This window comes from Streptomyces sp. NPDC043738 (assembly GCF_056436545.1).
In genome coordinates, this window is sequence record NZ_JBWKCJ010000017.1 from 103,544 (window position 1) to 126,658 (window position 23,115).

Genomic DNA, 23,115 nt, shown 5'->3' on the forward strand with positions numbered 1-23,115 from the left:
CCGGGCGGGGCCGCGAACTGACACCTCGTCAGTCAACCGTGTCCATGAAGTGCAGCATCCGCTGGTTGACCTCCTCCGCATGGTCGATCTGCGGCCCGTGGCCGGTGGCGGAGACGATCTCGGCGCGGGCTCCCGGCACCAGGCGGGGAACGCGCTCCACCTGCCGCTGCGGATGCACCAGGAGGCTGCGCCTGCCGAGCACCAGGTAGAGCGGGGTGCGGATGGTGCGCAGTGCGTCCTCGGACAGGGGGAGCGGAGCCGGGCGGCGGATGCGGTAGGCGCGCACCCCCGCCCGGACCATCGCGCGCAGCTCCGGCACGATGAGGACCGGCTGCTCCAGCCAGGCCGCCAGCCGCGGGCGCCACGCCTTGGGCGCGCAGGTCGCGAAGAGGCTGACGAAGATCCAGGTGAAGAAGCGCAGGCCGACCTTCTCCAGCCCGCCCGGGTCGAGCAGCGTGACCGACGCGAGGCGGCCGGGCCTGCGGTGCACCTGGTTCAGCACCAGCCACCCGCCGTAGGAGGAGCCGACCAGGTGTACGCGGTCGAGGCCGAGTCCGGCGAGCGCCTCGTCCAGCCACTGCGCGGCACGCTCGGGTTGGTGGATGGCCTCGCGCTGCTCGCTGCGCCCGGGGTCGCCCGGCGTGTCGAGGGCGTACACCGGCCGCTCGGCGCTGAGCGCCGCGGTGTTCGGGTACCACATGGCGGAGCAGGAGCCCGCCCCGTGCACCAGCACCACCGGGGTGCGTGACGCCGCGGTGGGGTCCGCGGGGGCGTACCGGTAGACGTGCGTGGTGCCGAAGGTGGTCTCCACGTCCAACTCCTCGCTGGCGGGCGCCCCCAGCGCGTAGACCGCGTCGCAGGCGGCGAAGTAGCGGTCGCGCAAGGCATCGCTCACATAGCGGCCGACATCGGTCCGGGCGCGGGTCATGGTCTCGGGCACGTGGCCACCTCCTGGAGCGTCCATCTTTGTGGTACGACCGTACCATGATGGTGGTACGGCCGTATCATGAAGGTGGCCGACCGGGCCCAGACCAGCGAACCGAGAGCGGAGCAGCGGCCGATGCCGAAGCGGGTGGACCACGAAGCACGACGTACCGAGATCGCCGAAGCGCTCGTCCGGGTCGCGGGGCGGTGCGGACTCCACGCCGTGGGGATGCGCGACGTGGCGGCGGAGGCGGGAGTGTCGCTGCGGCTGGTGCAGTACTACTTCCAGACCAAGGAGAAGCTGCTGCTCTACGGGCTGCAGCACCTGACCGAGCGGTTCAGTGAACGGGTCACCGCCCGGGTGCGCGCCGCCGGGGAGGACCCCGGGCCGCGGGTGGTGATCGAGGCCGTGCTGAAGGCGTCACTGCCGACCGACGAGGCCGGCATCGGCTTCCACCTCGTCTACACCTCGTACGCCATCCTGTCCGTCACCGACCAGGCGCTCGCCGGCCAGCCCTTCGTCGACAACCCCACCGCGGCCGAGGACGCCGTGACCGGTCTGCTCCAACAGGCGCAGCGGGCCGACCTCACCCCGCCCGGCATGGACGCACGCCTCGAAGCGATCAGCCTGCTCGCCATGGCCGCCGGACTCGGGACCAGCATCCTGGTCGGCCACCGCACGCCGGAGTCCGCCGCGGCCGTCCTGGACCACCACCTCGACCGGCTCTTCCCGCCCCGCGGTGGAGACGTGCCGCCACGACAGGTCGTGGAGTGAGTACCTGCCCCCACGCGGCTGAGTACGCCTCCCGATGACGGCGGGCGTCATGTACACGTTGACTCGCTCCCATGACTGATGCGACCGCTCCAGCGCCGCCACACGCCCCCTGCGGCGCGGTGTCGGAGGCCTTCGCCGGGCACCACGCGGCAACCGCCACCGGGTTCCAGGCGCCGAGCGTCCCCCTGCCGACGCGGCGGACCCGCGATCCGCAGTGGTGGTGCCCGGCGGCGATCGCGCTGTCCTTCATCGGGCTGCTCTGGTTTCCCGGCTTCTTCCTCTACTGCTTCGCGACGATGGCCACGGACTCCTGCGGCCCGGACCACTGCCCCGCCGGCATCACCGTCCCGCTGGCGAGCGCCCCCTGGCTCTACCTGGCCGGCGCGGGCATGGCCCTGCTCTCCGGCGCCTTCCCCTGGACCCTGCGCCTGCGCACCGTGCGACTGGCTCTCGCATCGGGCGGCGCGGCCGCCGCCGTCTCGGTGCTCCCTTTGCTGCTCTCCGTCTTCATCTGACGGCCGGTCGCGCGGTGGCGAGGTGGGCCGGCATCACCACGAGGGTGACCGGTTCGGCGGCGGCGATCGCGGCGCCTGGTGGGGCGCGGCGCACGCTCATACCCCCGTCGTCGAACCGGGACGGACGATCATCAACACCGTCACCGCGGCCCACAGCAGATTGAAGACCCCGGTGAGCATGGCCAGCCGGCCCGTGGCGCCGGCCGGGACGGAGCCGGTCGTGCCGCCGAGCTGTTCCAGGAGCGCGTCCTGGCCGGGCAGGACGAGCACGGCGAGGACGCCGGCCGCCACCGCGGTCAACACGATCGACACGACGAGCCAGGCGTCCCCGAGGACGCCGAGGCTGCTCGCCGTGGCGAACCCGAACACCGGGACCGCCAGGCCGACTCCGGCGTAGACCCGGCAGATGCGGTGCAGGAGCCGGACCGTACCGAACGCGGCGGCGTCGGGACCGGCCGCCTGGGCGCGCCGGGCGGCGGGGGGAAACATGCTGGCGGCGACGGTCACCGGTCCGATGGCGACGATGGCGGCCAGGACGTGCAGGGAGAGCAGGAGCTTGGTCATCGGGCGCCCTCAGAGGGCGACGGGCGCGGGGCCGCGGTCGCTCCACACCACGCCTCGACGCTCATGGGCGAACAACTGCTCCACGGCGTGGGCGACTTGCGGCCCGATCTCGCGCTCCAGCAGATACAGGCCGAGGTCCAGGCCGGAGGTGACGCCCGCGCCGGTGACCAGGTCGCCGTCGTCGACGACACGGGCCGCCACCGCGGTCACGCCGGCCGCCTCCAGCAGGTCCGTTCCCTGGTGGTGGGTGGTGGCACGGCGCCCGTCCAGGAGCCCGGCCAGCGCCAGTACGAGCGAGCCTCCGCATACGGTGGCGACCGTCACCCCGGCGTCGTCCATCGCCGCCTTGAGCAGACGGGGCAGTTCGGTCTCCACGGCGCGGGCCAGCACCGGCCGGATGCTGCCGTCGGCGGACGCGTCGCCGGCCCCGCCACCGTTCTCGCCGTCGGCGGGCTCCGCGCCCGCATCGCCCACCCGGCCCGCCGCGCCGGGGACCAGGACCAGGTCGGCCCGCTCCGGTGCCAGGCGGGCGGTCGCCCGCAGCGTCAGGCCGCCGATACCGCTGACGACCTCGCGCGGGCCTTCAGCCGATACCAGTTCGACGGTCACGGCACCGCCGGACGCGATGCCGCCCGCGAAGAGGACCTCGTAGGGCGCTATGACGTCGAGCGGATCGAAGCCGTCGAACAGGACGAGCTGAGCGTGCATGGGAATCCCCTTTGTGGCCTAACGGGTGGTCTCACCCCTGATCGCCACCGACGGTAGTCACCGCGCTCGCACGCCCCCAGTAGCGAGATCGACAACCTTCAACGGGTTATCGCCAACGGCGCCAACGGGCCCCGTCAACCGTCCGCCGACCATGCGGAACGCAGCCTCGGCACGGGAACCAGCACGAGAACCAGCACATGAACCGGCGCGAGAACGAGTAACAGGACCGGCAGGAGAACGAGTGAGTGGACCGGCGCCGCTCCCTGCCCCCGGCGGTCCTTCATGAGTCATCGTGCCCTCGGCGGGAATCCGTTGGCCCGGTAGATTGCCGCCATGCACACCGTCGCCGTCCTCGCCCTGGATCAGGTGATCCCCTTCGACCTCTCCACCCCCATCGAGGTCTTCGCCCGCAGCCGGCTGCCCGACGGCCGGGCCGGCTATCGGGTGCGCGTGTGCGCCGAGCAGCCCGAGGTCGACGCGGGGACGTTCACCCTGCGTGCCCCCTGGGGCCTGGACGCACTCCGCGATGCCGACACGATCGTGGTGCCCGGCACGACCGACGAATCCGGCACCCTGTCACCCGCCGTCCGGCAGGCCCTCGTACGGGCCGCCGCCGACGGCACCCGTATGGCCTCGATCTGTGTGGGCACCTTCATCCTCGCCGCCGCCGGACTCCTCGACGGACTGCGCGCCACCACCCACTGGATCGGTGCGGCCCATCTCGCCGCCGCCTACCCGGACATCGACGTCGACCCGGACGTGCTGTACGTCGACAACGGGCAGATCCTGACCTCCGCCGGCGGGGCCGCGGGCCTGGACCTGTGCCTGCACATGATCCGCCGTGACTACGGCTCCGCCGTCGCCGCCGACGCCGCCCGGCTGTCCGTCATGCCGCTGGAACGCGAGGGCGGCCAGGCCCAGTTCATCGTCCAGCAGCACCCGCCCACACCCCGTGGCGCCACCCTCGAACCCCTCCTGGCCTGGCTGCAGGACAACATCGCCCGGGACCTCACCTTGGCGGACATCGCCACCCGCGCCGGACTGAGCACCCGCACCCTGCTGCGGCACTTCAGCGAGCAGACCGGCAGCACACCGCTGCAGTGGCTGCACCGCGCCCGCGTCCGGCAGGCCCAGCACCTGCTGGAAACCACCGACCACTCCGTCGAACGGATCGGTGCCCAGGTCGGCTTCGGCTCGGCCACCACCTTCCGCGACCGCTTCAAACGCACCACCGGCGTCAGCCCCCACACCTACCGCAGGACGTTCCGCTAGCGGAGGTCCGGCGCGGCGTTCCCCGCGTACCCGCCGCCCTCAGGCTCCGCCGTCGCCGGCGACCTCGGCGTCGTCCAGGAGGTGCGGGCCGTTGTTGCGCACGTTGTTGACCGCGGTGGACACCGCCCGGGCGTCCAGGCGCCCGGCGGCAGGGGCCGCCAGCAGCGCGCGGAGCTCGTCGGCGTCGTGGTGGGCGGGGTCGAGCCAGGCGCCCCAGTCGTCGGGGGCGATGGCCAGCGGCATGCGCGGGTGGACGCGTCCGGCGGCGTCGGTGGCCTCGGTCGTGATGAGGGTGCAGGTCGTCCACCACGCCCCGGACGCCTCGTCATCGGATACGCCGGGGTCGCGCCAGAATTCGTAGAGACCGGCGAGCGCCATGACCTGGCCGTCCTCGGGACTGATGAAGTACGGCTGCTTGCGGGCCTTGGCGGTCCTGGTCGCGGCGACGGCCTGCCACTCGTAGAAGCCGTCGGCCGGCAGCAGGCACCGTCGCTTGGCGAAGGCCCGGCGGTAGGCCGGCTTCTCCGCGACGGTCTCCACCCTGGCGTTGATCATTTTCGCGCCGACGTCCAGGCTCTTCGCCCACGACGGCACCAGGCCCCAGCGCAGCGGTCGCAGCTGCCGCGTGATCTCGCCGGTGTCGCGTTCGACGCGCTCCAGCACCGACCACACATGGTCGGTCGGGGCCACGTTCCAGCTCGGGTCCAACGCCTGGTCGGGGTCCCAGCGGGCGACGTCGAACGTGGCCGCGAGATCCTGCGGACGGCGGGTGGAGACATATCTTCCGCACATGCCTCCACCCTGCCACGCGGTCGGCGGCCGCCCGGCACCCGTGCCGGCAGGCGCCCGCCTTGATAGGCAAGTCTGTGCTTGCCTATGGTGGGGTCATGTCGGAGGATGTCTTCAAGGCGCTGGCCGACCCCACCCGTCGGCGCATCCTTGACGAGCTGGTGGAACGGGACGGCCAGACCCTGTTCGAGATATGCGCACGGCTGGCGACGAAGCACGGTCTGGGGCTGTCCCGCCAGGCGATCAGCCAGCATCTGGCCGTACTCGAATCCGCGGGTCTGGTCCTCGCGCGGCGCCAGGGCCGCTACAAGTTCCACGACCTGAACACCGAACCCCTTGAGCGCGTCATGACCCGATGGCTCAGACCCGACGCACCGGAGAGCACCCCATGAGGATCCATGTGACCAGCGTCTTCGTCGACGACCAGGACAAGGCCCTGCGCTTCTACACCGACGTCCTGGGCTTCGTGAAGAAGCACGACATCCCGCTGGGCGGCGGGGCCCGCTGGCTGACCGTGGTCTCGCCGGAGGCCCCCGACGGGACCGAACTGCTGCTGGAGCCCTCCGGCCACCCCGCGGTGCAGCCGTACAAGACGGCGCTGGTCCAGGACGGCATCCCGGCCACCTCCTTCGCCGTGGACGACGTACGGGCGGAGTTCGACCGGCTGCGCGGCCTCGGGGTGTTCTTCACCCAGGAGCCGCTGGAGATGGGCACGGTCACCACCGCCGTGCTGGACGACACCTGCGGCAACCTGATCCAGATCGTGCACGGCGCGTAAGCCGCCCGCCGACCTGCCCTGGTGCGAGCGCCGCTGGTCAGGGGCCGTCCGCCCCTGACCCATGGGGGAAGCCTCTAGTAGTCGAGTGCGGCGAACCAGTCGTCCCGGCCCCTGCGGGTGAGGTCGAGGAGGTGCCACACCGGGCTGAGCAGGTCGATGCCTCGCTGGTCGAGGTCGTCGGACATCCGTGGGTGCACCGAGTAGAAGTGGCGCACCGATCCGTCGTCGTCGCGGGTGAACACCGACACCGTCGAGTCCTGGTTGCCCTCGGCGTCCTCGCTGCCCAGGTCGTACTTGAAGGTGCTGGACCCGGCGCTGAGCAGACGCAGCTGCGTCCACTTCCGGTTGCGGGCGTGCGCGCGGAGGGCCGGCAGGCCGGCTGCGGCGACGATCGCCAGGTCCACGTTCCGCGCGAGGTGGCGGGCCACCCCGTTGAACCCGTCGCACCACATCGTGCACATGGGGCACGGCTCGGTCTGCAGCTTGCCGTACATCAGGTGGTAGACGACCAGGTCACGCCCGGGCCGGGTGAACAGCTCGCCCAGGCGCACGGTCCGCGCCGGCGCGTCACCGGCCTCCAGATCGGCGGGGCCCTCCTCGAACACGTAGTCGTCGACGACGGGGCCCAGCGGCAACCGGCGGCGCAGGTCGGCGACGCGTTCACGATGGCGCATCAGCTCGATCTCGGCCTGCCGCAGCTCCTCGCGGGCGCTGAGGTATTCGGCCGACTCCCCGGTGAGATTGGTCAGTCGCATCGCTACTCCCGGCCTGGCGGCGATCTGGTGGTCACCACTCGCTCTGGCCGACCACCGTATGCCCGCGCACCAGGGGCCGTCGGGCAGCGAAATGACCGGGGCGCGGTCGGTGCACTCCTATGGATCAACCGCGATCCACCGCACCGGCCCAGACGCGAGTGCGCGTGCGGCCACCGAGGTGGCAGGCGTGGCGCGGTCGCGTGATCGCGAACGTTGGTGACGGTCGGTCAGGGGGTCGCCACTTACTGTGCTCTTGGCGGTGATCGCCCCCAGGCGGTCGACCGCCCCTCCGGGCTCCGTCAGGAGCCACCACGTTCAGAAGGGATGACGCATGATCACCGATGCGCTGCGCACGGAGTACGAGCACCGTTTCTCCCTGTACGACACCGACGGCGACGGCTACCTGACCGCGCAGGACTTCACCGAGCGGGCGCGCCGCATGGCCGACGCCGCGGGCGAGCCTCCGGAGTCCCCCAAGGCGCAGGCGGTGCATGCCGGGATGCGCAACATCTTCGAGCAGCTCGCCGCCCTGACGAACGTCGACGCCGAGGGGCGACTGGACCGGGAGCAGTTCATCGCCGCGTTCGTCCGTGCCAGCGAGTCGGGGGACATCGGCCGGATGGTGTGGCCGTCGATCGCGGCGACGGTGGCACTGGCCGACACCGACGACGACGGTGTGGTGAACCGGGCGGAGTTCACGGCTCTGCAGCGGGCGACCGGCTTCTCGGACGCGCAGGCGGAGCAGGCCTTCGCGGCGCTGGACCGCGACGGCGACGGTCGGTTGGAGGTCGCGGAGTACCAGGCCGCCATGCGCGAGTAGACCTGGAGTGCGCGCCGGCCGGCCACCCGCCCCAGGGCCGGTCCGACGGGTCATGGCCGAGCGCGCGAACCTGGCCCGTCGGACCGGCCCTGGCCGGCCAGGGTGTTTCCGATGGACGCCTCGGGCAGCCGGTGGTGCGTCATCCCGGCTCAGCGCTCCCGGCTCAGCGCTCCGGGTGCAGCAGCCCGCGCTCGTACGCCTTGGCCAGTCGCTGCGGCACCAGGTGCGGGGTGCCGTCGACGGTGACGCGCACGAGTCGGGGGGCGGTGGCCTTCCACTGGGCGCGGCGGTGACGGGTGTTGCTGCGGGACATCTTCCGCTTGGGTACGGCCATGGGGGATCTCATCTCCTGGTGCGACTCGGCGAAGAGCGCGGGTGTGGCTCTCGGCGGCGAGCACACGCTACTTGAAAATGGATCCCATTACCAAGTGGGAGGCTTGCGGGCCGCCCCTCGGGGCACCCCCTGTCACAGCGCCACGATCACCGCATAGGCGATGAAGAACATCGCGCAGAGCACGACGAGGATGCCGAGGATGATGACCGGGCCCTTGGCCCAGCCCTTCGTCTGTAGGTCGCGGGGGCCGGTTTCCGCGCCCGTGCTGCCCTCGCCCGGCGGGGTCTCCCCGGGCGGTACCCCGCCACCAGGGCCGAGGCCGGGAGTGCGGTCCGGATCCGAATTCTGAATTCCCATACCTCAAGACTGCCCGATATCGACGGAAACGGCCGCCCCAGTCGTGGTCGATTTCGTGCGCTGCCGAGTCGCTGCCGAGTCGGCGTCGAGGCGGTGGTGAGTCAGTGGCGTCGGCCGGTTGTGGGGCTGTCGTGCGGCGGGTCGGTGGGGGGAGTGCGCGGAGGGGCGGCGGGGACGCCCTGGAGCCATGCCGATGATCCCGCGCGACCGTATGATGGGACTCTGCGCTGGATACGAGCTTTCCAGGCGGGATCCGAAGCTGGATCTCGGTCCGTTCGGAACGCTGCTGCCACCGTCCGAATGACCCTGAAGGAGCACGGCATGGGCATCGGAAAGAAGGCCAAGAGCATCGGCCAGATAGCCGAGGGAAAGGCCAAGGAAACGGTCGGGAAGGCCGTGGGTAACACAAGCCTGGCGAGAAAAGGCAAGGCCGAAATAGTCAAGGGGAAAGTGAATTACGCGATGGAGCGGGGCAAGGACAAATTCCGGCACTGAGGAACGCCCTCACGCGCCGACGATCACGGCCCGCCGCACTCCGCGCCACGGCGGGCCCACCCGCCCGCGCCCGTGCCGCTTCCCTGAGCCGCGGTCGCAACTCCACGGCCGCGGCTCCTGGCCATGGCCCCGCCCCGCTCCCTCCTACGGCCGCGGCCCGACGACGTCCTTCCCGCGCCGGACGGTGATCGCCATGGCCGGGCACACGTCGGCGGCGTCCAACGCGCGCTCGTCCTCCTCGATCCGGTCGTTCAGCGGCCGGGCATGGGCGCCGTCGAGGGCGAAGAGGTCCGGAGCGATGGCGGCGCAGGAGCCCGACGCCAGGCACTGGTGCGGGGCGATGTCCACTTCCCATGTCATCCGCGCACTCACCACCCCACCGGCATGACCCGCGGGCCGCGTACCAGCATCTGGCTCTTCCACTCCAGATCGCCGGCCAGGTGCAACTCGGGGAACCGGGTGATCAGGGCGCTGAGCGCCTCCTGGAGCTCCAGGCGCGCCAGCGGGGCGCCGAGGCAGTGGTGGGCGCCGTGGCCGAACCCGAGGTGTTGGTTCCCCGCCCGCGAGATGTCCAGCGTGCCGGGCGAGTCGAAGCGCAGCGCATCGCGGTTGGCCGCGCCCACCGCCACCAGTACGGGAGTGCCGGCCCGCACCAGCGTGCCGCCGACCTCGACGTCCTCAGTGGCGTAGCGGGCCTGCCCCGCGCCGCTGCCCAGCGGGACGAAGCGGAGCAACTCCTCCACCGCGCCGCCGATCAGACCGGGCTGCTCGCGCAGGAGGGCGAGCTGGTCGGGGTGGTCGAGCAGGGCGAGGACGAAGTTGGGGATCTGGGTGGCGGTGGTCTCGTGCCCGGCGACCAGGATGCCGACGCACAGGTCGACGAGTTCCAGTTCGGACAGGCGGTCGTCGACGTCCCGGGCCTCGATGAGCGCGGTCATCAGGTCGTCCTGCGGCGCGCGCCGGTGCTCCTCGATCAACTGGCCCATATAGCCACGGAGTTCTTCGAGATTGGTGTCGAACTCCTCGGCGGTCAGCGAGCTCGTCGACAGGGCGGCGTCGCTCCACACCCTGAACCGCGGCCGGTCCTCCGTCGGAACGCCGAGCAGCCGGCAGATCACGGCGACGGGGATGGGTAGCGCGTAACGGTCCACCAGATCGGCCGGCGGTCCGGCGGCCGCCAGCTCGTCGAGGAGTTCGTTCGTCAGCTGCCTGACCTGCGGCCTGAGCTTTTCGACCTGGCGGACGGTGAACGCCTTGGCCACCAGCGCCCGCAGCCGGGTGTGGTCGGGCGGGTCCATGCCCAGGATGCCGCTGTCGCGGCGGCCCTCGGACTGCCGGGGCTCGTCGTGCCGCGCGCTCTCGGCGCGGCTGAAGCGCTGATCGCCGAGGATGAAGCGGGCCTCGGCGTAACGGGTCACGAGCCAGGCCGGCTCGCCGTAGGGCATGCGTACCTTCAGCAGTCCCGGACGATGGCGCGCACGCTCGTACTCGTCGGACAACTCAAGGCTCTCGGCGACATTGAAGGGGTAGGAGAGGGGTGCTGTGTCGGCTGTGGTCACGGCGACCTCCCTTGTGTAAGCACCTGCTTACAAAGGTAGGCCGCTCCCCCGGGGCGGTCAACGACGCGATGTGGCCGTCATGGTGACGGTCCGACGGAGAGGAGCGTGACGAGACGATGGGGGAGACCCCGCAGCACGGCACGGCGGGCACCTACCGCAGGGATGCGCAGGGCACCCGGCTGCGTCTGCTCGACGCGGCGTCGGAACTGTTCGCGGAGCGCGGTTACGAACGGGCGACGGTACGGGACATCGCGGCCCGGGCCGGGGCCAACCAGGCCCTGCTGTTCCGCTACTTCGGCTCGAAGAAGGCCCTGTTCGGAGAGGTGATGGCGCGCGGCGGGCAGGAGCAGCTGCGGACCACCCCCGCCGAGCGGCTGTTCGAGGTCGCACTGCGCGGCATGCTGGCCGGCGGCGCGGAATCCGACCGTTCGCTGGAGGTCTGCCTGCGCTCGATCGGCGGCAGCGACGAGATCGCGGACGCGCTGCGGGGGCTGGGGGAGGAGTACGCGGACGTGCTCGCCACGCTCTCCCGCTCCGAAAACGGCGGACTCCGCGCCGATCTGGCGCTGTCCTGGCTGCTGGGAATTGGCTTGATGCGTGTGGTGGTCGCCAAGGAACCACTGGCGAGCGCCGACCCCGACACGGTCTGCGCGCTCGTCACGGGAGCGCTGGGAAGCCTGCTCGAAAGCCTGCCGCACGACGGGGAGCAGGGGGGCGTGCTGCGTTCCAGTGACTCCGCGGCGGGGCACCACCAGAGGGGTGAAACGCCACTCTAACGTCGCGTTTGCAGAGGATATTCCTTTTCTGCAGATTCGAGTGAAGGTGGGAACATGCTCCGTTCGATCCCTCGTGGCCTCGCAGTGGCCGGGTTGACCGCGGCCGTCCTGGTCGTGCCGGCAGCGGGCGCCGCCACCGCGTCCCCCAGCGGCGCGCAGCGCGCCCTGTGCGACATGCACTGCGGCAAGGACCACACCGGCAACAAGGGCCACAGCGGCAACAAGAGCAAGGACCACAAGGGCAAGAAGGGCAAGGGCCACAAGAAGGACGGCTACGAGTACGGGCGTCACCTCTTTCACCCCCACGGCTTCCCCTACGGCCTGGGCAGGGACGGCCTGCTCGGCCTCGGGCTGCTCGGGCTCGTCTGACACCCACCAGGTAGTCCACCCAGTGGGCCCGGGGCCTCCTCCCGGGCCCACTGCCGCGTGCCGGGGCGCAGCACAGCCGCCCGCCAGGCGTATCGGAGTCGACGCGGCGTCCTGTTCCGCCCTTCGTTCCCGCACCCGGCGACCACCCCGGCGGCCGCCGGCCAACGGGGCCGTCGGGCGCGTTCCGTCCCTCGTGGAGTCCGTATGTCACCATCCGCCGCGTGCAGGAGGAACCGCCGGCGCACCGTGCGCGCCCTGGCCCTTGTGGTGGCCGTCGGCGCCGTCCTCGCCGCCCTCGTCCAGGCCACCCCGCCCACCCCCACGGACCACGAGACCCTCGATCCGCGCATCACCGCGGTCCTGCGAAAGCCCGCCTACCGGCACGCCCAGTGGGGCCTGTTCCAGCAGAACCCGCAGACCGGAAAGGTGACCCGGTCCCGTAACGCCGATCAGTTCTTCATCCCCGGGTCCACGGCCAAACTGTTCGGCGTCAGCGGCACCTGGCACACACTGGGCGGCGGCCACCGCTTCGTCACCCCGCTGCACGCCGTCGGCAGCCGCCGCAACGCGACGCTCCAGGGCGATCTCGACCTGGTCGCGCAGGGGGACCTGACACTCGGCGGCAGGACGCGCAAGAACGGCACCGTCGCCTTCACCACCATCGACCACACCTACGCCAACGACATCCCCGGCGCCACCCTCACCCCGCAGAACCCGCTGGCCGGCGTCGACCAGCTCGCCCGGCAGGTGCGTGCCGCGGGAATCCGCCGGGTCGAGGGCGACGTGGTCGTCGACGCACGGCTGTTCCGCCGGGACCCGACGTTCGACCCGACGCCCACCCCACTGATCATCAACGACAACGTCATCGATCTGCTGACCTCCCCCGGCAGCGGAGCGGGGGCACCGGCCGGCCTGGAGGTGCGCCCGAAGGTCGCGCCGTACCGGGTCACGTCCGCCGTCCGCACCGTCGCCGCCGGCAAGCCGACCGACATCTCCGTCAAGGCCTCCGCCGACGGCACCCGCATCCAGCTGGCCGGCACCATCGCCGCCGGCTCGGCCCCCGTCCTGCGGGTGTCGCCCGTCAAGGACCCGAACGCCTTCGGCCGGACCGCGATGATCGAGGCGCTGAAGCGGGCCGGGGTGGAGGTCACCGCACCCGCCGTCGGCCCCAACCCCGTCGCCCGGTTGCCGCGCTCCTACCAGGGCGTGCCCACCGTGGCCCGGTACACCTCCCCGCCGTACGCCGAGTACGCCGAGCTCGTCCTCAAGGTGAGCCACAACCTCGGGGCGAATCTCGGGATCTGCCTGATGGCCGTGAGCCGGGGGAAGACCGACTGCCAGGACGGATTCCCGGTGCTCGCCGCCTTCCTGGACGGCGCGAAGGTGGACCGCGGGGCCGTACAGCTCGCGGACGGCCGGGGCGGCAGTCCGGTCGACCGGACCACACCACGTGCCGCGGCCCAGCTCCTGACGTACTGGCAGCACACCGCCGACGCGGAGCGCTTTCGCACCTCACTGCCGATCCTGGGCGTCGACGGCACCCTGGCGGACTCCTGCCGTGACTGCCCGTCACGCGGCAGGGTGTTCGCCAAGACCGGCACCGTGGCGGGCGATGACGCGCTCAACGACCGGCTGGCCGTGGGAGCCGAGACCACGGCCGGCTACCTGGAGACGGGCAAGGACCGCTTCGACGTGTTCTTCGCCGGCGTGAACGGTGCCTCCACGGCGGGCACGAACATCGGCGGCGTCCTGGCGGTCGGGAACGATGTGGCCGAGGTCGCGGCCTACCTGCAGCAGACGAGCGGGTAGCCGGGCTCACCCCGCCTGGCTGCTGTCCTTCAGGCTTCCCCAGCCGTGCCAGCGCTCGATCTCGATCCAGGCACTGACCCGGCGGCGGTCCCGCTGCGGGTACGGCCGCCGGAGGTAGTGCCGGGCCAGCCGGTCGATGTCGGACAGTTCCTGGTCGTCCCGGAGTTCCCCGACGCGGCCGATGAGGCTGAGGTGGGTGTACCAGTTGCTCTCGTCGAGCACGGTGAGCGTGACCCGGGGATCGCGGCGGACGTGCTCCAGCCGCTTGCGGCCCTCGTCCATGTTGACCAGCACCCGGCCCTCGTCCCAGAGGTACCAGGTGGCCGTGGAGACCGGCTGGCCGTCCGGCCGCAGTGTGGTGATGACCGCGGGGTTGGGCTTGGCCAGCATGGCGACGGCGGCTTCGGGGAGCGGTGGTTTCGACATGGGAGGCACTCTCGGTTCGCTGCGGTGGGAGGACGTTGCTGCCTTCGGATGCGTCGCTGTCTTCGGGTGCGTCGCCGCGTTCGGTACGTCGCCGCACTCGGTGCGCCGCTGCGCTCATCTTCGCGCTTTTGGCCCGTCACCCTCTGGGAGGCGCGACCTTCTGCGGGAGGGAACCGTCCCCGTCCGCCAGCGGGGGAGTGGCGGCGGGCGGGGCGGTGCCGGGCGCCGCGGCGGATCCCTTCTTCAGGGTGTCGAGGATGGCCAGGCCCTGACCGACGATGGCGGAGGCGATCTCGTCGATGCCGTCGGTGCCGTTGAGGACGGTCAGCCGGGACCCGGAGATGCCCTCGGCGGCGGCCTGGGCCAGCGCCGGGAGGTTCTCGACGGTGCGGTTGGCGGCGATCAGCTCCTGGTTGCCGTCCCGCAGCGAGGCGGCCAGCACGGTGTTGGCATCGGCGCGTGCCTGGGCGAGCGCGCGTTCGGTGTAGGCACGGGCGTCCGCCTCGAAGCGGACCTGGTCGCGCCGAGCCTCCGCCAGGGTGCGCAGCCGGTAGGCCTCGGCGTCCGCGGGGCGGCGCACCTCGGCCTCCAGCCGCTGGGCGGCCAGCGCGGCCTGCCGCTCGGCCAGCGCGGTCTGCTCCTCGATGACCTGCTGTGAGGCCCTGGCCTGGGACAACGGACCGGCCTGTGCGGCGCTGGCGTTGTACTGCTCGGTCTCGGCGAGGAACCCGGCCCGTTTGATCGCGGTGTCCCGCTCGTACTTCGCCTTCAGCGCCGCCGCCTGCTGCTCCCGCTCGGCCGCTTCCTGGTCGGCCTTCGCCTCCGCGATCCGCGCGGCGCTGGCGACCGCCGCGGCGTGCGGGGCGGCCAGGTTGGTGATGTAGCCGGAGGTGTCGCCGATCTCCTGGATCTGCAGGGCGTCGACGACGATGCCGAGCTTCTCCATCTCGGAGTGGCTGCCGTCCTTGACCTCCTGGGCGACCCGGTCCCGCTCCCGGATGATCTGCTCGACGGTCAGGCCGCCGACGATCGAGCGCAGATGGCCGGCGAAGATCCGCCCCACCAGATCCTCCATGGTGTCCTGCTCGTCCAGGAACCGTCGCGCGGCGTTGGCGATCGACGTCGGGTCGTCGCCGACCTTGAAGACGGCGACCGCCCGGACGGCGAGCCTGATGCCCTGCTGGGTGACGCAGTCCTCGGAGATCTCCGCCTCCCGCAGCGACAGCGACAGCAGGCTCGCCTTCTGCTTGACGGGCATGACCCAGCAGCCATGGCCCGTGACGATACGGAATTGCGCGTCCCCCGCACGGCGCTTCGAGCCGGAGATCAACAGCGCCTCGTTCGGCGCGGGAACATGCCAGAACAACATCACAAGGCTCCTGGTCCGGTGCGGCCGGCCTCGGGCACTCCGGGCGGGAGGGCGCGGAGCGGGGAGAGCATCCCTCCGCCCGGCCGTACGGGCTCCGGTCCGGATCAGGCGGCCGGCAGCGGTGCGACGATCACCGACCGCGCCGAGGTGTGGTCCACCACGACGACCTGCGTATGGCGGGCGATGGGCTCTCGGGACCAGGCGGCGAAGGCCTCGGTCCCGCCGCGTACGGGCAGCAGCACCTCGCCCGGTCCGTCGCTCGGGATCGAGACGGTCACCCGCCCGATCGCGCCGATCGGGTCGAAGTCCGTGTCATCCCTCGCGCTCACCCGGGCTCCGTCGCTGGTCAAAGCCGCTGTCGGCCCGGAAGCCGGGCAGCGGGAAATCTCGACAACTCAACGGTACTCCGGGCGATCCGGCCGGCTCAGGAGTCCAGCCGGGCGGGCCGGGCGGCCGGGACCGGCCGGCGCGCGGGCAGCACGTCGGGGGCGCGGTGCGGCCGGAGGGCGGTCAGCGCGGTCTCGGTCTCCTCCATCAGGCAGCGGTACGAGACCAGCCGCTGCCATTCGGGGTCGGCGACCCCGGGTACCGTGGCGGCGCGCTCCGTCCAAATCCGCACCAGAGTGGCGTACAACGGGGTCTGGTGGGCGACCTCGGCGGTGATCCACCGGGGCATGGACCCGGGGTGGGGGAGGGAAGTCTGTCCGTGACCTGCGACGGTGCCGGAGGTAGGAGCGCTCATGGCCGTTGAAACGATCCTGCGGGCCTGGGGTCACTGCGTATTTTTGCGGCTCCCCGCACATGCGTCCTTCCGTGGGGGGCGAAACGCCCTCGAATATCACCCCATGCAGTGATCTATTGCCGGGAAGCAGTCCAATCCGGACGAAGGAACGTTGTCGCAGTCATGGAACCGAGGGAGTTGTGGGAGCGCCACGCGGTACTCGCACAGGCGTTTTGCAGCAGCGATGACGAGGTCCGCCGGACGCAGGGACTCCTCGACGAGGCCGAGGTCCGCCGGTCGCGGACGCTGGCCGCCTTCGCCGTGACCGTGGGCAGCGACGCGGTGGTGGCGGACCTGCTCGGCCTGGACGAACGCGAAGTGCGCCTGGCCCGCCGCACGGTGGGCAAGGACGACGCCCGCGCGGTCGCCAAGAGCCTGCTCGCCCAGCCCGCCCACCCCGCCAACGAGCAGCCGCCCGCGGGCGAGCAGACCGGCGCCCGGGAGCACGCCCCCGCACAGCCGGCCGCCGCCCACCAGCAGGCGCAGACCGGCGCCCACCCCGCCGCGCACCCCTCGGGCCAGGCCGCCGCGCCCGGCCAGGTCCCGACAGGCCACGCCGGCGCACCGGCGACCGGCCCGCTCCAGGCCGCTCCGCCCCCGTCCGCCCCACCTCAGGCCGCTCCGCCCCCGTCCGCCCCACCTCAGGCCGCCCCGCCCCAGGCCGCTGCGCCCCAGGCCACCGACTCGGCCTGGGCGCCGGCCCTGGACGCGATCCTGATGAGCAGCTGGCACACCGGAGTCGACCTCACGGCCCTGGCCACCGAACTCGGTCTCGACGCCCGTTTCCTCGCGGCCCGCGCCCAGCAGCTGTCCGCCGAGAACCGCCAGACCCCCCAGACCACACCACCGGACCGCATCGGCCGCCACCGCCGGATGGCCACGCTCCAGCCCTCCCAGCAGTCCGAGACGCCTCATCTGGCCTGGCGCGAGCGACCCGCGCAGCCCCCACGGGAGACGTACGAGCACGAACCCTGGAAACAGCAGCAGTACGCGGGCTATCAGAACAACGCGGATTACCGGGGCTATCAGGATTACCAGGGCTATCAGAGCTACCAGGGCAACCAGAGCTACCAGGACTACCAGGTGTACCAAGGGCAACAGCCCGCCCCCGCCACCTGGGACCCCAGCGCCATCACCACCGCCCAGCACGACTGGGACGGCATCCTCAGTCAATGGGAAGCCAGCACGCCCACCCCGGCCCCGGGCGGTCACGGAGGCACCTGACGCCGGCTCCCAGGAACGATCGGCCGTCGATTACAGTGGTCGGCGGGCCGTGACTGGCGCTTGGGTGGAGTACCACCGGGGAGCGGCCCGGCCGCATCTGGCCACTGCCGCGCGCCTGGGCGATCCCTCACGACGCTCAGGAGCACCCGATGTCCCAGACCGCCCGCCTCATGGACGGCAGCGCACTGGCCCGCCGCATCGTCGAGCAGGCCGCGGACCGCGCGGCGACCCTCACCCGGGAGACCGGCCAGGCCCCCTGCCTGGCCACGGTACTGGTCGGTGACGACCCCGCCTCCGCGACATACGTACGGATGAAGCGCGCCCGCTGCGAGAAGGCTGGGATCCGGTCGCGGCATGTCGCACTGCCCGCCGAGACCACGACCGCGGAGCTGGTCGGCACCATCACCGAGCTCTCCGACGACCCCACCGTCCACGGCATCCTCCTGCAGCACCCGGTCGGCCCGCACATCGACGAGCGCGCCGCGTTCGAGGCCATCGCCCCCGAAAAGGACGTCGACGGCGTCACCTACCACTCCTTCGCCACGATGAGCTTCGGCGTCGACGGCTTCGCCTCCTGCACGCCGGCCGGCATCCTCCGCCTCCTCGACCACTACGACGTCGAGCTGGCCGGCAAGCACGCCGTCGTGGTCGGCCGCAGCGCGATCCTCGGCAAGCCCGTCGGGATGCTGCTGCTCGGGCGCAACGCCACCGTCACCTACTGCCACTCCCGCACCACCGACCTCGCGTCGATCACCCGTCAGGCCGACGTGCTGATCGCCGCCGTCGGCCGGCCCCGTCTGCTCACCGGCGAACACATCAAGCCCGGTGCCGTCGTCGTCGACGCCGGCTACAACCCCGGCAACGTCGGCGATGTGGACTTCGACTCCGCGAGCAGCCGCGCCTCCCTGATCACCCCGGTCCCCGGCGGCGTCGGCCCCATGACCATCGCCACCCTGCTCACCCAGACCGTCGACGCCGCGGCCCGTCAGCTGAAGGCCGCCTGACGGCGCGGCATCGAAGCCCCGTGCGGGGCGGGGCCGGAAGTGTGCGGCGGCCGGGCAGTCGCCCTCCGTATGATCGCCAGGGCGACAAACGATCATCAACCGGAGGGTGAACGGCCATGGCGGAACAGCGCGTTGTCATCGTGACGGGCGGCGGTACGGGCATCGGTGCCGCCACCGCCCGGCTGCTGCGGGCGGCCGGCCACCAGGTGGTGATCTCCGGCCGCCGGCCCGAACCGCTGCACCGCCTCGCGGAGGAGACCGGCGCCCTGGCCCACCCCTCCGACGCCGCCGACCCCGAGGCCGTCCAGGGCCTGGTCGATGCCGCCGTGTCGGCGTACGGACGGCTCGACGGGCTGGTCCTCAACGCCGGCATCGGCCGCAGCGGCTCCGTCGGCGATCTGTCGGTCGAGGACTGGGAGGCCGTGATGACCACCAACGTCACCGGCCCCTTCCTCCTCCAACGCGCCGCCCTGCCGCACCTGTTGGCGGCGCGCGGCTCGGTCGTCGCCGTCGCCTCGGTCTCCGCCCTGCGCAACGGCGCCGGCAACGCCGCCTATGCGACCTCCAAGGCCGCCCTGCTCCAGCTCTGCCGCTCCCTCGCCGTCGACTACGGACGCGACGGGCTCCGCGCCAACATCGTCTGCCCCAGCTGGGTGCGTACGGAGATGGCCGACCGGCGGATGGCGCGGTTCGCCGACGAGGCCGGCCTCACCGGCGGCATCGACGCCGCGTACGAGGAGGCCACCCGGCTGCTCCCCGTCGGCCGTCCCGGCGAGCCGCACGAGGTCGCCGAGGCCGTCGACTGGCTCCTCTCGCCTGCCGCGTCCTTCGTCAACGGCGCGGTCCTCACCGTCGACGGCGGCGCCACGGCCGTCGACACCGGCGGCGCCGCGTTCACCTTCCGCCTGGAACCGCGTGGCGACGGCGAGGAGCGCGGCCGCTGACGGCCGGGGCGGGCCTTCCCGGGCGGGAGGTCAGGTGGTGGCCGGCTGGGTGGCGCGGGCGAGCTCGCGGCGGTGGCGCATGAAGGGGCGGGGCCGGTTGAGGGCGAGGACGGCGGTGGGGCGCCCGTCGCGTTCGTAGCAGGCGAGGAAACTGCGGTCGTCGGGTGAGCCCTCGAGGATGCGCGGGGTGTCGGCGGGGCCCCGCCGGCCGGCGAACTGGATGCGTACGCCGTACTGGTCGGACCAGAAGTAGGGCAGTGCCTGATGGGTGGCGACGGTGCTGCCGGCCAGCAGGTTGCGGGCCGCCACCGCGGACTGCTCGGTCGCGCTGGTCCAGTGTTCGGCGCGGGTACCGGCCACCCTGGCGACATCGCCGACGGCCACGACGTTGGGCAGCGGGGTGACACAGCCGGCGTCGCAGCGCACGCCGTCGTCGAGCGGCAGCCCGGAGCCCGCGAGCCAGTCGGTGTTCGGGCGTACGCCGATGCCGGTGACCACGACCTCGGCGGGCAGCAGCCGGCCGTCGGACAGCTCGACCGCGGTGACCCGCCGGTCGGTCCCGCCGTCGTGCAGGCGGGCGACGCCGGTGCCGGTGAGGAGGGTGACGCCGTGGTCCGCGTGGAGCGCGGAGCAGATCCCGGCCATCTCGTCGCCGAGTTGGGGCAGGAGCGGCAGGGGCGCGGCCTCGACGACGGTGACGTCATGGCCGAGGGCGGCGCACGAGGCGGCGACCTCGGCACCGATGAAGCCGGCGCCGATCACCACGACCCTGACCGGGCCCCGGACGAGGTCCGCACGCAGTGCCTGGGCGTCGTCGAGGGTGCGCAGGGTGTGCGCACCGCCGGGCGCGGGGCCGGCCAGGCGCCGGGGGGCGGCGCCGGTGGCGATGACCACGCCGTCGGCGCTCAGGGACCGGTCGCCGTCGAGCAGTACCGCGCCCGAGGCGGTGTCGAGGCCGACCGCCCGGGTGCCCAGCAGCCATTCGGCGTCGAGTCCGGCGATCTCCTCGGCGTCGGCGAGCGCCAGTTGCTCCTGGCCGGCCGAGCCGGTGAGGAAGCCCTTGGACAGCGGCGGCCGGTCGTAGGGGCGGTGCCGCTCGTCCCCGACGATCACCAGGCGGCCCTCGAACCCCTGGGCGCGCAGGGCCCGCGCGGTGTACAACCCGGCCAGCGACGCCCCGATGACAGCGACCGAGTTCATGCGGCGGTGCCCTCCTCGGCGGCGTGGTGGACGTAGATCATGCCGTCCTCGACGGTCACGGGATGGGTGCGCACGGCCCGGCGTGCGGGCAGGCAGGTGGGCGCTCCGGTGCGGAGATCGAATGAAGCGGCGTGCAGCGGGCATTCGACCAGACACCCCTCCAGCCAGCCGTCCGCGAGCGAGGCGTCCTGGTGGGTGCAGGTGTCGTCGATGGCGTACAGCTGCCCGTCGGCGTTGAAGACGGCGATCGGAGGTGCGGTGTCGATGCGTACGGACTCGCCTGCGGGCAGGTCGGCGAGATGGCAGACAGGAATCACAGGACCCCCCTGTTACTGTTCGGTATCATCGAGTTTCGCGTTGCGCACGATGAAGCGCTATGCGCAACAGAATCCAGACGGGGAGCGTGTGCGTCAAGCGGTCCCCGGAAATGCCGAGCGCACAGGATCGGACCCGCGACCGGGTTCCCAGGTGGTGAGATCCAACAGATGACGGACAACGTGGAGGGGCGGGCGGAGGGCAGACCGCCGAAGGGGCCCGCGACCGCCGTGCAGTCGGTGGACCGGGCGGTGACCGTACTGGAGATCCTGGCGCGGCTGGGCGAGGCCGGGGTGACCGAGGTCGCCGACGAGCTGGGGGTGCACAAGTCGACCGCGTTCCGGCTGCTCGGTGTGCTGGAGAGCCGCGGGCTGGTGGGTCAGGAGCAGGAGCGCGGCAAGTACTACCTCGGCGCCGGTGTGCTGCGGCTGGCCGGAGCGGCCGCCGTACGGCTGGACATCTCCCAGGAGGGCGCGGCGGTCTGCAAGCAGCTGGCCGACGAGCTGGGGGAGACGGTCAACATCGCGGTGCTGGAGAGCGATGCCGCGGTCAACATCATGCAGGCGCGCGGCCCGGCCTCGGTCACCGCGCAGAACTGGCTCGGCCGCCGTACACCGCTGCACGCCACCTCCAGCGGCAAGGCGCTGCTCGCCTACCAGCCCGAACCGGTCCAGGAGGCGGTCCTGGGGCGGAAGTTGCCGCGGCTCACCGAGCGGACGGTCACCTCGGCCGCCGAACTGCGCCGGCAGCTGGGGGAGGTCGTCGAGCGGGGATTCGCGGTGGCGGTCGAGGAGCTGGAGCTCGGGCTGCGCGCGGTCGCGGCGCCGGTGCGGGCGCACGACGGCTCGGTGATCGGGGCGATCAGCGTCTCGGTGCCCGCCTACCGGCTGGACGAGGAGCGGCTGCCCCAGGTCGTCAAGGGCACCGTTTCCGCGGCCGAGGAGCTCTCGCGGCGGATGGGGTACGCCTGTTGAGCGGCTGACGGGCACGGGTGCGCGGGCGGGGCCGGAGCGGTTGTTCCGGCCCCGCAGTCGTGTGGTGACGTGTCACGGGCCTTTTACCAAGCGCTGGCACGTACCCCCTTGACGGTGCCGAGGCCGCGTTCCCACTATGTCTCTCATCGCGCAACCAGTCGTGCACTGCGCAACACCGAGGGGTAGGGCATGCCACACGAAGTCCATGCCGTCGTCGCGGCGAAACAAGGCGCACCGGTCGAGCTGCAGACGATCCTGGTGCCGGATCCCGGCCCGGGCGAAGTGCTCGTCGCCGTACAGGCCTGCGGCGTCTGCCACACCGATCTGCACTATCGGGACGGCGCGATCAACGACGCGTTCCCCTTCCTGCTCGGTCACGAGGCGGCCGGCGTCATCGAGTCGGTCGGCCCCGGCGTCACCGAACTCGCCCCGGGCGACTACGTCGTACTCGCCTGGCGGGCGCCCTGCGGCAGCTGCCGGTCCTGTCGCCGTGGCCGGCCCTGGTACTGCTTCGACTCCCGCAACGCCGCCCAGCCGATGACCCTGCTGGACGGCACCCCGCTCAGCCCCGCGCTCGGTATCGGGGCGTTCGCCGAGAAGACGCTGGTCGCGGCCGGACAGGCGGTGAAGGTCGATCCGTCGGCGCGCCCGGAGGCCGCCGGGCTGATCGGCTGCGGGGTGATGGCCGGATACGGCGCCGCCGTGCACACGGGGGCCGTCGGCAGCGGTGACACCGTCGCCGTCATCGGCTGCGGCGGCGTCGGCAACGCCGCGATCGCCGGCGCCTCGATCGCCGGGGCGCGCCGGGTCATCGCGATCGACATCGACGAGCGGAAGCTGGACGGCGCCACCCGCTTCGGCGCCACCCACACCGTCAACTCCCGTGGTACGGACGCCGTCGAGGCCGTACGGCAGCTCACCGGCGGCAACGGCGCCGATGTCGTCATCGACGCGGTCGGCCGCCCCGAGACCTTCACCCAGGGCTTCTACCTGCGCGACCTGGCCGGAACCCTGGTCCTGGTCGGCGTCCCCGACCCCGACATGCGCATCGAGCTGCCGCTGATCGACCTCTTCTCGCGCGGTGGCGCGCTGAAGTCCTCCTGGTACGGCGACTGCCTGCCCAGCCGCGACTTCCCCCTCCTGATCGACCGCTACCTCAGCGGACGGCTCGACCTCGACGGGTTCGTCACCGAGACGATCGGCCTGGACGAGGTGGAGTCCGCCTTCGACAAGATGCGCGACGGCCGGGTGCTGCGCTCCGTCGTGGTCCTGTAGGGCC

General features: G+C 72.1%; 30 protein-coding genes and 1 riboswitch. Of the genes, 15 read left to right on the top strand and 15 right to left on the bottom strand.

Annotated elements, in window-relative coordinates:
• Positions 1-28: 28 nt before the first annotated feature.
• A complete protein-coding gene (locus tag AC0680_RS22515) occupies positions 29-940 on the bottom strand; it encodes an alpha/beta fold hydrolase (RefSeq protein WP_478631509.1) in 912 nt (303 codons plus the stop codon).
• A 120-nt stretch (positions 941-1,060) separates the two neighbouring features.
• Here AC0680_RS22515 and AC0680_RS22520 point away from each other — a divergent pair, with 120 nt between their 5' ends.
• On the top strand, positions 1,061-1,699 hold the full coding sequence (locus AC0680_RS22520; protein ID WP_478631679.1) for a TetR/AcrR family transcriptional regulator: 639 nt from the start codon (positions 1,061-1,063) through the stop codon (positions 1,697-1,699).
• A gap of 71 nt (positions 1,700-1,770) precedes the next feature.
• A complete protein-coding gene (locus tag AC0680_RS22525; RefSeq protein WP_478631512.1) occupies positions 1,771-2,214 on the top strand; it encodes a hypothetical protein in 444 nt (147 codons plus the stop codon).
• A 96-nt stretch (positions 2,215-2,310) separates the two neighbouring features.
• On the opposite strand, the gene AC0680_RS22530 is transcribed toward AC0680_RS22525, so the two are convergent.
• Together AC0680_RS22530 and AC0680_RS22535 are read right to left on the bottom strand one after the other, a co-directional pair.
• Positions 2,311-2,778: a hypothetical protein gene (locus AC0680_RS22530; RefSeq protein ID WP_478631514.1), complete on the bottom strand. Its 468-nt coding sequence runs from the start codon at positions 2,776-2,778 to the stop codon at positions 2,311-2,313.
• A 9-nt stretch (positions 2,779-2,787) separates the two neighbouring features.
• On the bottom strand, positions 2,788-3,486 hold the full coding sequence (locus AC0680_RS22535) for a DJ-1/PfpI family protein (protein ID WP_478631517.1): 699 nt from the start codon (positions 3,484-3,486) through the stop codon (positions 2,788-2,790).
• Between the two features lie 333 nt (positions 3,487-3,819).
• On the opposite strand from AC0680_RS22535, the gene AC0680_RS22540 reads away from it, so the two are divergent.
• A complete protein-coding gene (locus AC0680_RS22540) occupies positions 3,820-4,758 on the top strand; it encodes a GlxA family transcriptional regulator (RefSeq protein ID WP_478631519.1) in 939 nt (312 codons plus the stop codon).
• A 39-nt stretch (positions 4,759-4,797) separates the two neighbouring features.
• Here AC0680_RS22540 and AC0680_RS22545 read toward each other — a convergent pair whose 3' ends face one another.
• Complete coding sequence (locus AC0680_RS22545; protein WP_478631522.1) at positions 4,798-5,550, bottom strand: SOS response-associated peptidase; 753 nt, start codon at positions 5,548-5,550, stop codon at positions 4,798-4,800.
• A gap of 95 nt (positions 5,551-5,645) precedes the next feature.
• Between AC0680_RS22545 and AC0680_RS22550 the strand changes: the two genes are divergently transcribed.
• Positions 5,646-5,939, top strand: a complete 294-nt coding sequence (locus AC0680_RS22550) for an ArsR/SmtB family transcription factor (protein ID WP_384486349.1) — start codon at positions 5,646-5,648, stop codon at positions 5,937-5,939.
• Positions 5,936-6,325: a VOC family protein gene (locus AC0680_RS22555; protein WP_478631526.1), complete on the top strand. Its 390-nt coding sequence runs from the start codon at positions 5,936-5,938 to the stop codon at positions 6,323-6,325. Before AC0680_RS22550 ends, AC0680_RS22555 begins: the two co-directional genes overlap by 4 nt.
• Positions 6,326-6,399: 74 nt before the next feature.
• On the opposite strand, the gene AC0680_RS22560 is transcribed toward AC0680_RS22555, so the two are convergent.
• A complete protein-coding gene (locus tag AC0680_RS22560) occupies positions 6,400-7,080 on the bottom strand; it encodes a DUF899 family protein (RefSeq protein ID WP_478631529.1) in 681 nt (226 codons plus the stop codon).
• Positions 7,081-7,411: 331 nt separating this feature from the next.
• Between AC0680_RS22560 and AC0680_RS22565 the strand changes: the two genes are divergently transcribed.
• Complete coding sequence (locus tag AC0680_RS22565) at positions 7,412-7,900, top strand: EF-hand domain-containing protein (RefSeq protein ID WP_478631532.1); 489 nt, start codon at positions 7,412-7,414, stop codon at positions 7,898-7,900.
• 163 nt (positions 7,901-8,063) lie between these two features.
• On the opposite strand, the gene rpmF is transcribed toward AC0680_RS22565, so the two are convergent.
• Complete coding sequence (rpmF, locus tag AC0680_RS22570) at positions 8,064-8,234, bottom strand: 50S ribosomal protein L32 (protein ID WP_478631535.1); 171 nt, start codon at positions 8,232-8,234, stop codon at positions 8,064-8,066.
• A gap of 132 nt (positions 8,235-8,366) precedes the next feature.
• Positions 8,367-8,591, bottom strand: a complete 225-nt coding sequence (locus AC0680_RS22575; RefSeq protein ID WP_478631538.1) for a DUF6480 family protein — start codon at positions 8,589-8,591, stop codon at positions 8,367-8,369.
• A 321-nt stretch (positions 8,592-8,912) separates the two neighbouring features.
• Between AC0680_RS22575 and AC0680_RS22580 the strand changes: the two genes are divergently transcribed.
• Positions 8,913-9,086 (top strand): CsbD family protein, encoded by a 174-nt coding sequence (locus AC0680_RS22580; RefSeq protein ID WP_478631540.1) that lies wholly within the window; start codon positions 8,913-8,915, stop codon positions 9,084-9,086.
• Between the two features lie 144 nt (positions 9,087-9,230).
• Here the strand turns inward: AC0680_RS22580 and AC0680_RS22585 are convergent, their stop codons facing one another.
• Together AC0680_RS22585 and AC0680_RS22590 are read right to left on the bottom strand one after the other, a co-directional pair.
• The gene (locus AC0680_RS22585; protein ID WP_478631543.1) at positions 9,231-9,446 is read right to left on the bottom strand and encodes a ferredoxin; all 216 of its coding nucleotides are present in this window, start codon (positions 9,444-9,446) and stop codon (positions 9,231-9,233) included.
• 8 nt (positions 9,447-9,454) lie between these two features.
• A complete protein-coding gene (locus AC0680_RS22590; protein WP_478631546.1) occupies positions 9,455-10,645 on the bottom strand; it encodes a cytochrome P450 in 1,191 nt (396 codons plus the stop codon).
• Positions 10,646-10,761: 116 nt separating this feature from the next.
• Between AC0680_RS22590 and AC0680_RS22595 the strand changes: the two genes are divergently transcribed.
• The 3 genes from AC0680_RS22595 to dacB all read left to right on the top strand — a co-directional run bounded on the left by AC0680_RS22595 (position 10,762) and on the right by dacB (position 13,599).
• The gene (locus AC0680_RS22595; RefSeq protein WP_478631548.1) at positions 10,762-11,421 is read left to right on the top strand and encodes a TetR/AcrR family transcriptional regulator; all 660 of its coding nucleotides are present in this window, start codon (positions 10,762-10,764) and stop codon (positions 11,419-11,421) included.
• A 54-nt stretch (positions 11,422-11,475) separates the two neighbouring features.
• Positions 11,476-11,790, top strand: a complete 315-nt coding sequence (locus AC0680_RS22600; protein WP_478631551.1) for a hypothetical protein — start codon at positions 11,476-11,478, stop codon at positions 11,788-11,790.
• 246 nt (positions 11,791-12,036) lie between these two features.
• Positions 12,037-13,599 carry a D-alanyl-D-alanine carboxypeptidase/D-alanyl-D-alanine endopeptidase gene (gene dacB / locus AC0680_RS22605; RefSeq protein WP_478631554.1) on the top strand — a complete coding sequence of 521 codons (1,563 nt, stop codon included), beginning with the start codon at positions 12,037-12,039 and terminating at the stop codon, positions 13,597-13,599.
• A gap of 6 nt (positions 13,600-13,605) precedes the next feature.
• Here dacB and AC0680_RS22610 read toward each other — a convergent pair whose 3' ends face one another.
• The 4 genes from AC0680_RS22610 to AC0680_RS22625 all read right to left on the bottom strand — a co-directional run bounded on the left by AC0680_RS22610 (position 13,606) and on the right by AC0680_RS22625 (position 16,070).
• A complete protein-coding gene (locus tag AC0680_RS22610; RefSeq protein WP_478631555.1) occupies positions 13,606-14,025 on the bottom strand; it encodes a PPOX class F420-dependent oxidoreductase in 420 nt (139 codons plus the stop codon).
• A gap of 136 nt (positions 14,026-14,161) precedes the next feature.
• A complete protein-coding gene (locus tag AC0680_RS22615; RefSeq protein WP_478631558.1) occupies positions 14,162-15,394 on the bottom strand; it encodes an SPFH domain-containing protein in 1,233 nt (410 codons plus the stop codon).
• A 104-nt stretch (positions 15,395-15,498) separates the two neighbouring features.
• Complete coding sequence (locus tag AC0680_RS22620) at positions 15,499-15,723, bottom strand: hypothetical protein (RefSeq protein ID WP_384439282.1); 225 nt, start codon at positions 15,721-15,723, stop codon at positions 15,499-15,501.
• A 95-nt stretch (positions 15,724-15,818) separates the two neighbouring features.
• Positions 15,819-16,070, bottom strand: coding sequence for a hypothetical protein (locus tag AC0680_RS22625; RefSeq protein WP_384439285.1), 252 nt, complete (start codon positions 16,068-16,070; stop codon positions 15,819-15,821).
• A 228-nt stretch (positions 16,071-16,298) separates the two neighbouring features.
• Here AC0680_RS22625 and AC0680_RS22630 point away from each other — a divergent pair, with 228 nt between their 5' ends.
• From AC0680_RS22630 to AC0680_RS22640, 3 genes are all read left to right on the top strand, one after another.
• Entirely contained in the window at positions 16,299-17,399 is a 1,101-nt protein-coding gene (locus AC0680_RS22630; protein ID WP_478631562.1) for a hypothetical protein, read from the top strand.
• Between the two features lie 39 nt (positions 17,400-17,438).
• A riboswitch (ZMP/ZTP riboswitch) is annotated at positions 17,439-17,527 on the top strand.
• Positions 17,528-17,548: 21 nt separating this feature from the next.
• Positions 17,549-18,403: a bifunctional 5,10-methylenetetrahydrofolate dehydrogenase/5,10-methenyltetrahydrofolate cyclohydrolase gene (locus AC0680_RS22635; protein ID WP_478631564.1), complete on the top strand. Its 855-nt coding sequence runs from the start codon at positions 17,549-17,551 to the stop codon at positions 18,401-18,403.
• A 116-nt stretch (positions 18,404-18,519) separates the two neighbouring features.
• The gene (locus AC0680_RS22640; protein ID WP_478631565.1) at positions 18,520-19,347 is read left to right on the top strand and encodes an SDR family NAD(P)-dependent oxidoreductase; all 828 of its coding nucleotides are present in this window, start codon (positions 18,520-18,522) and stop codon (positions 19,345-19,347) included.
• Positions 19,348-19,377: 30 nt separating this feature from the next.
• On the opposite strand, the gene AC0680_RS22645 is transcribed toward AC0680_RS22640, so the two are convergent.
• Entirely contained in the window at positions 19,378-20,547 is a 1,170-nt protein-coding gene (locus tag AC0680_RS22645; RefSeq protein WP_478631568.1) for an NAD(P)/FAD-dependent oxidoreductase, read from the bottom strand.
• Entirely contained in the window at positions 20,544-20,864 is a 321-nt protein-coding gene (locus AC0680_RS22650) for a bifunctional 3-phenylpropionate/cinnamic acid dioxygenase ferredoxin subunit (RefSeq protein ID WP_468846654.1), read from the bottom strand. Before AC0680_RS22650 ends, AC0680_RS22645 begins: the two co-directional genes overlap by 4 nt.
• A 168-nt stretch (positions 20,865-21,032) precedes the next feature.
• Between AC0680_RS22650 and AC0680_RS22655 the strand changes: the two genes are divergently transcribed.
• Complete coding sequence (locus tag AC0680_RS22655) at positions 21,033-21,836, top strand: IclR family transcriptional regulator (protein ID WP_478631572.1); 804 nt, start codon at positions 21,033-21,035, stop codon at positions 21,834-21,836.
• Between the two features lie 189 nt (positions 21,837-22,025).
• Complete coding sequence (locus AC0680_RS22660; RefSeq protein WP_478631574.1) at positions 22,026-23,111, top strand: S-(hydroxymethyl)mycothiol dehydrogenase; 1,086 nt, start codon at positions 22,026-22,028, stop codon at positions 23,109-23,111.
• The last annotated feature ends 4 nt before the right edge of the window (positions 23,112-23,115 follow it).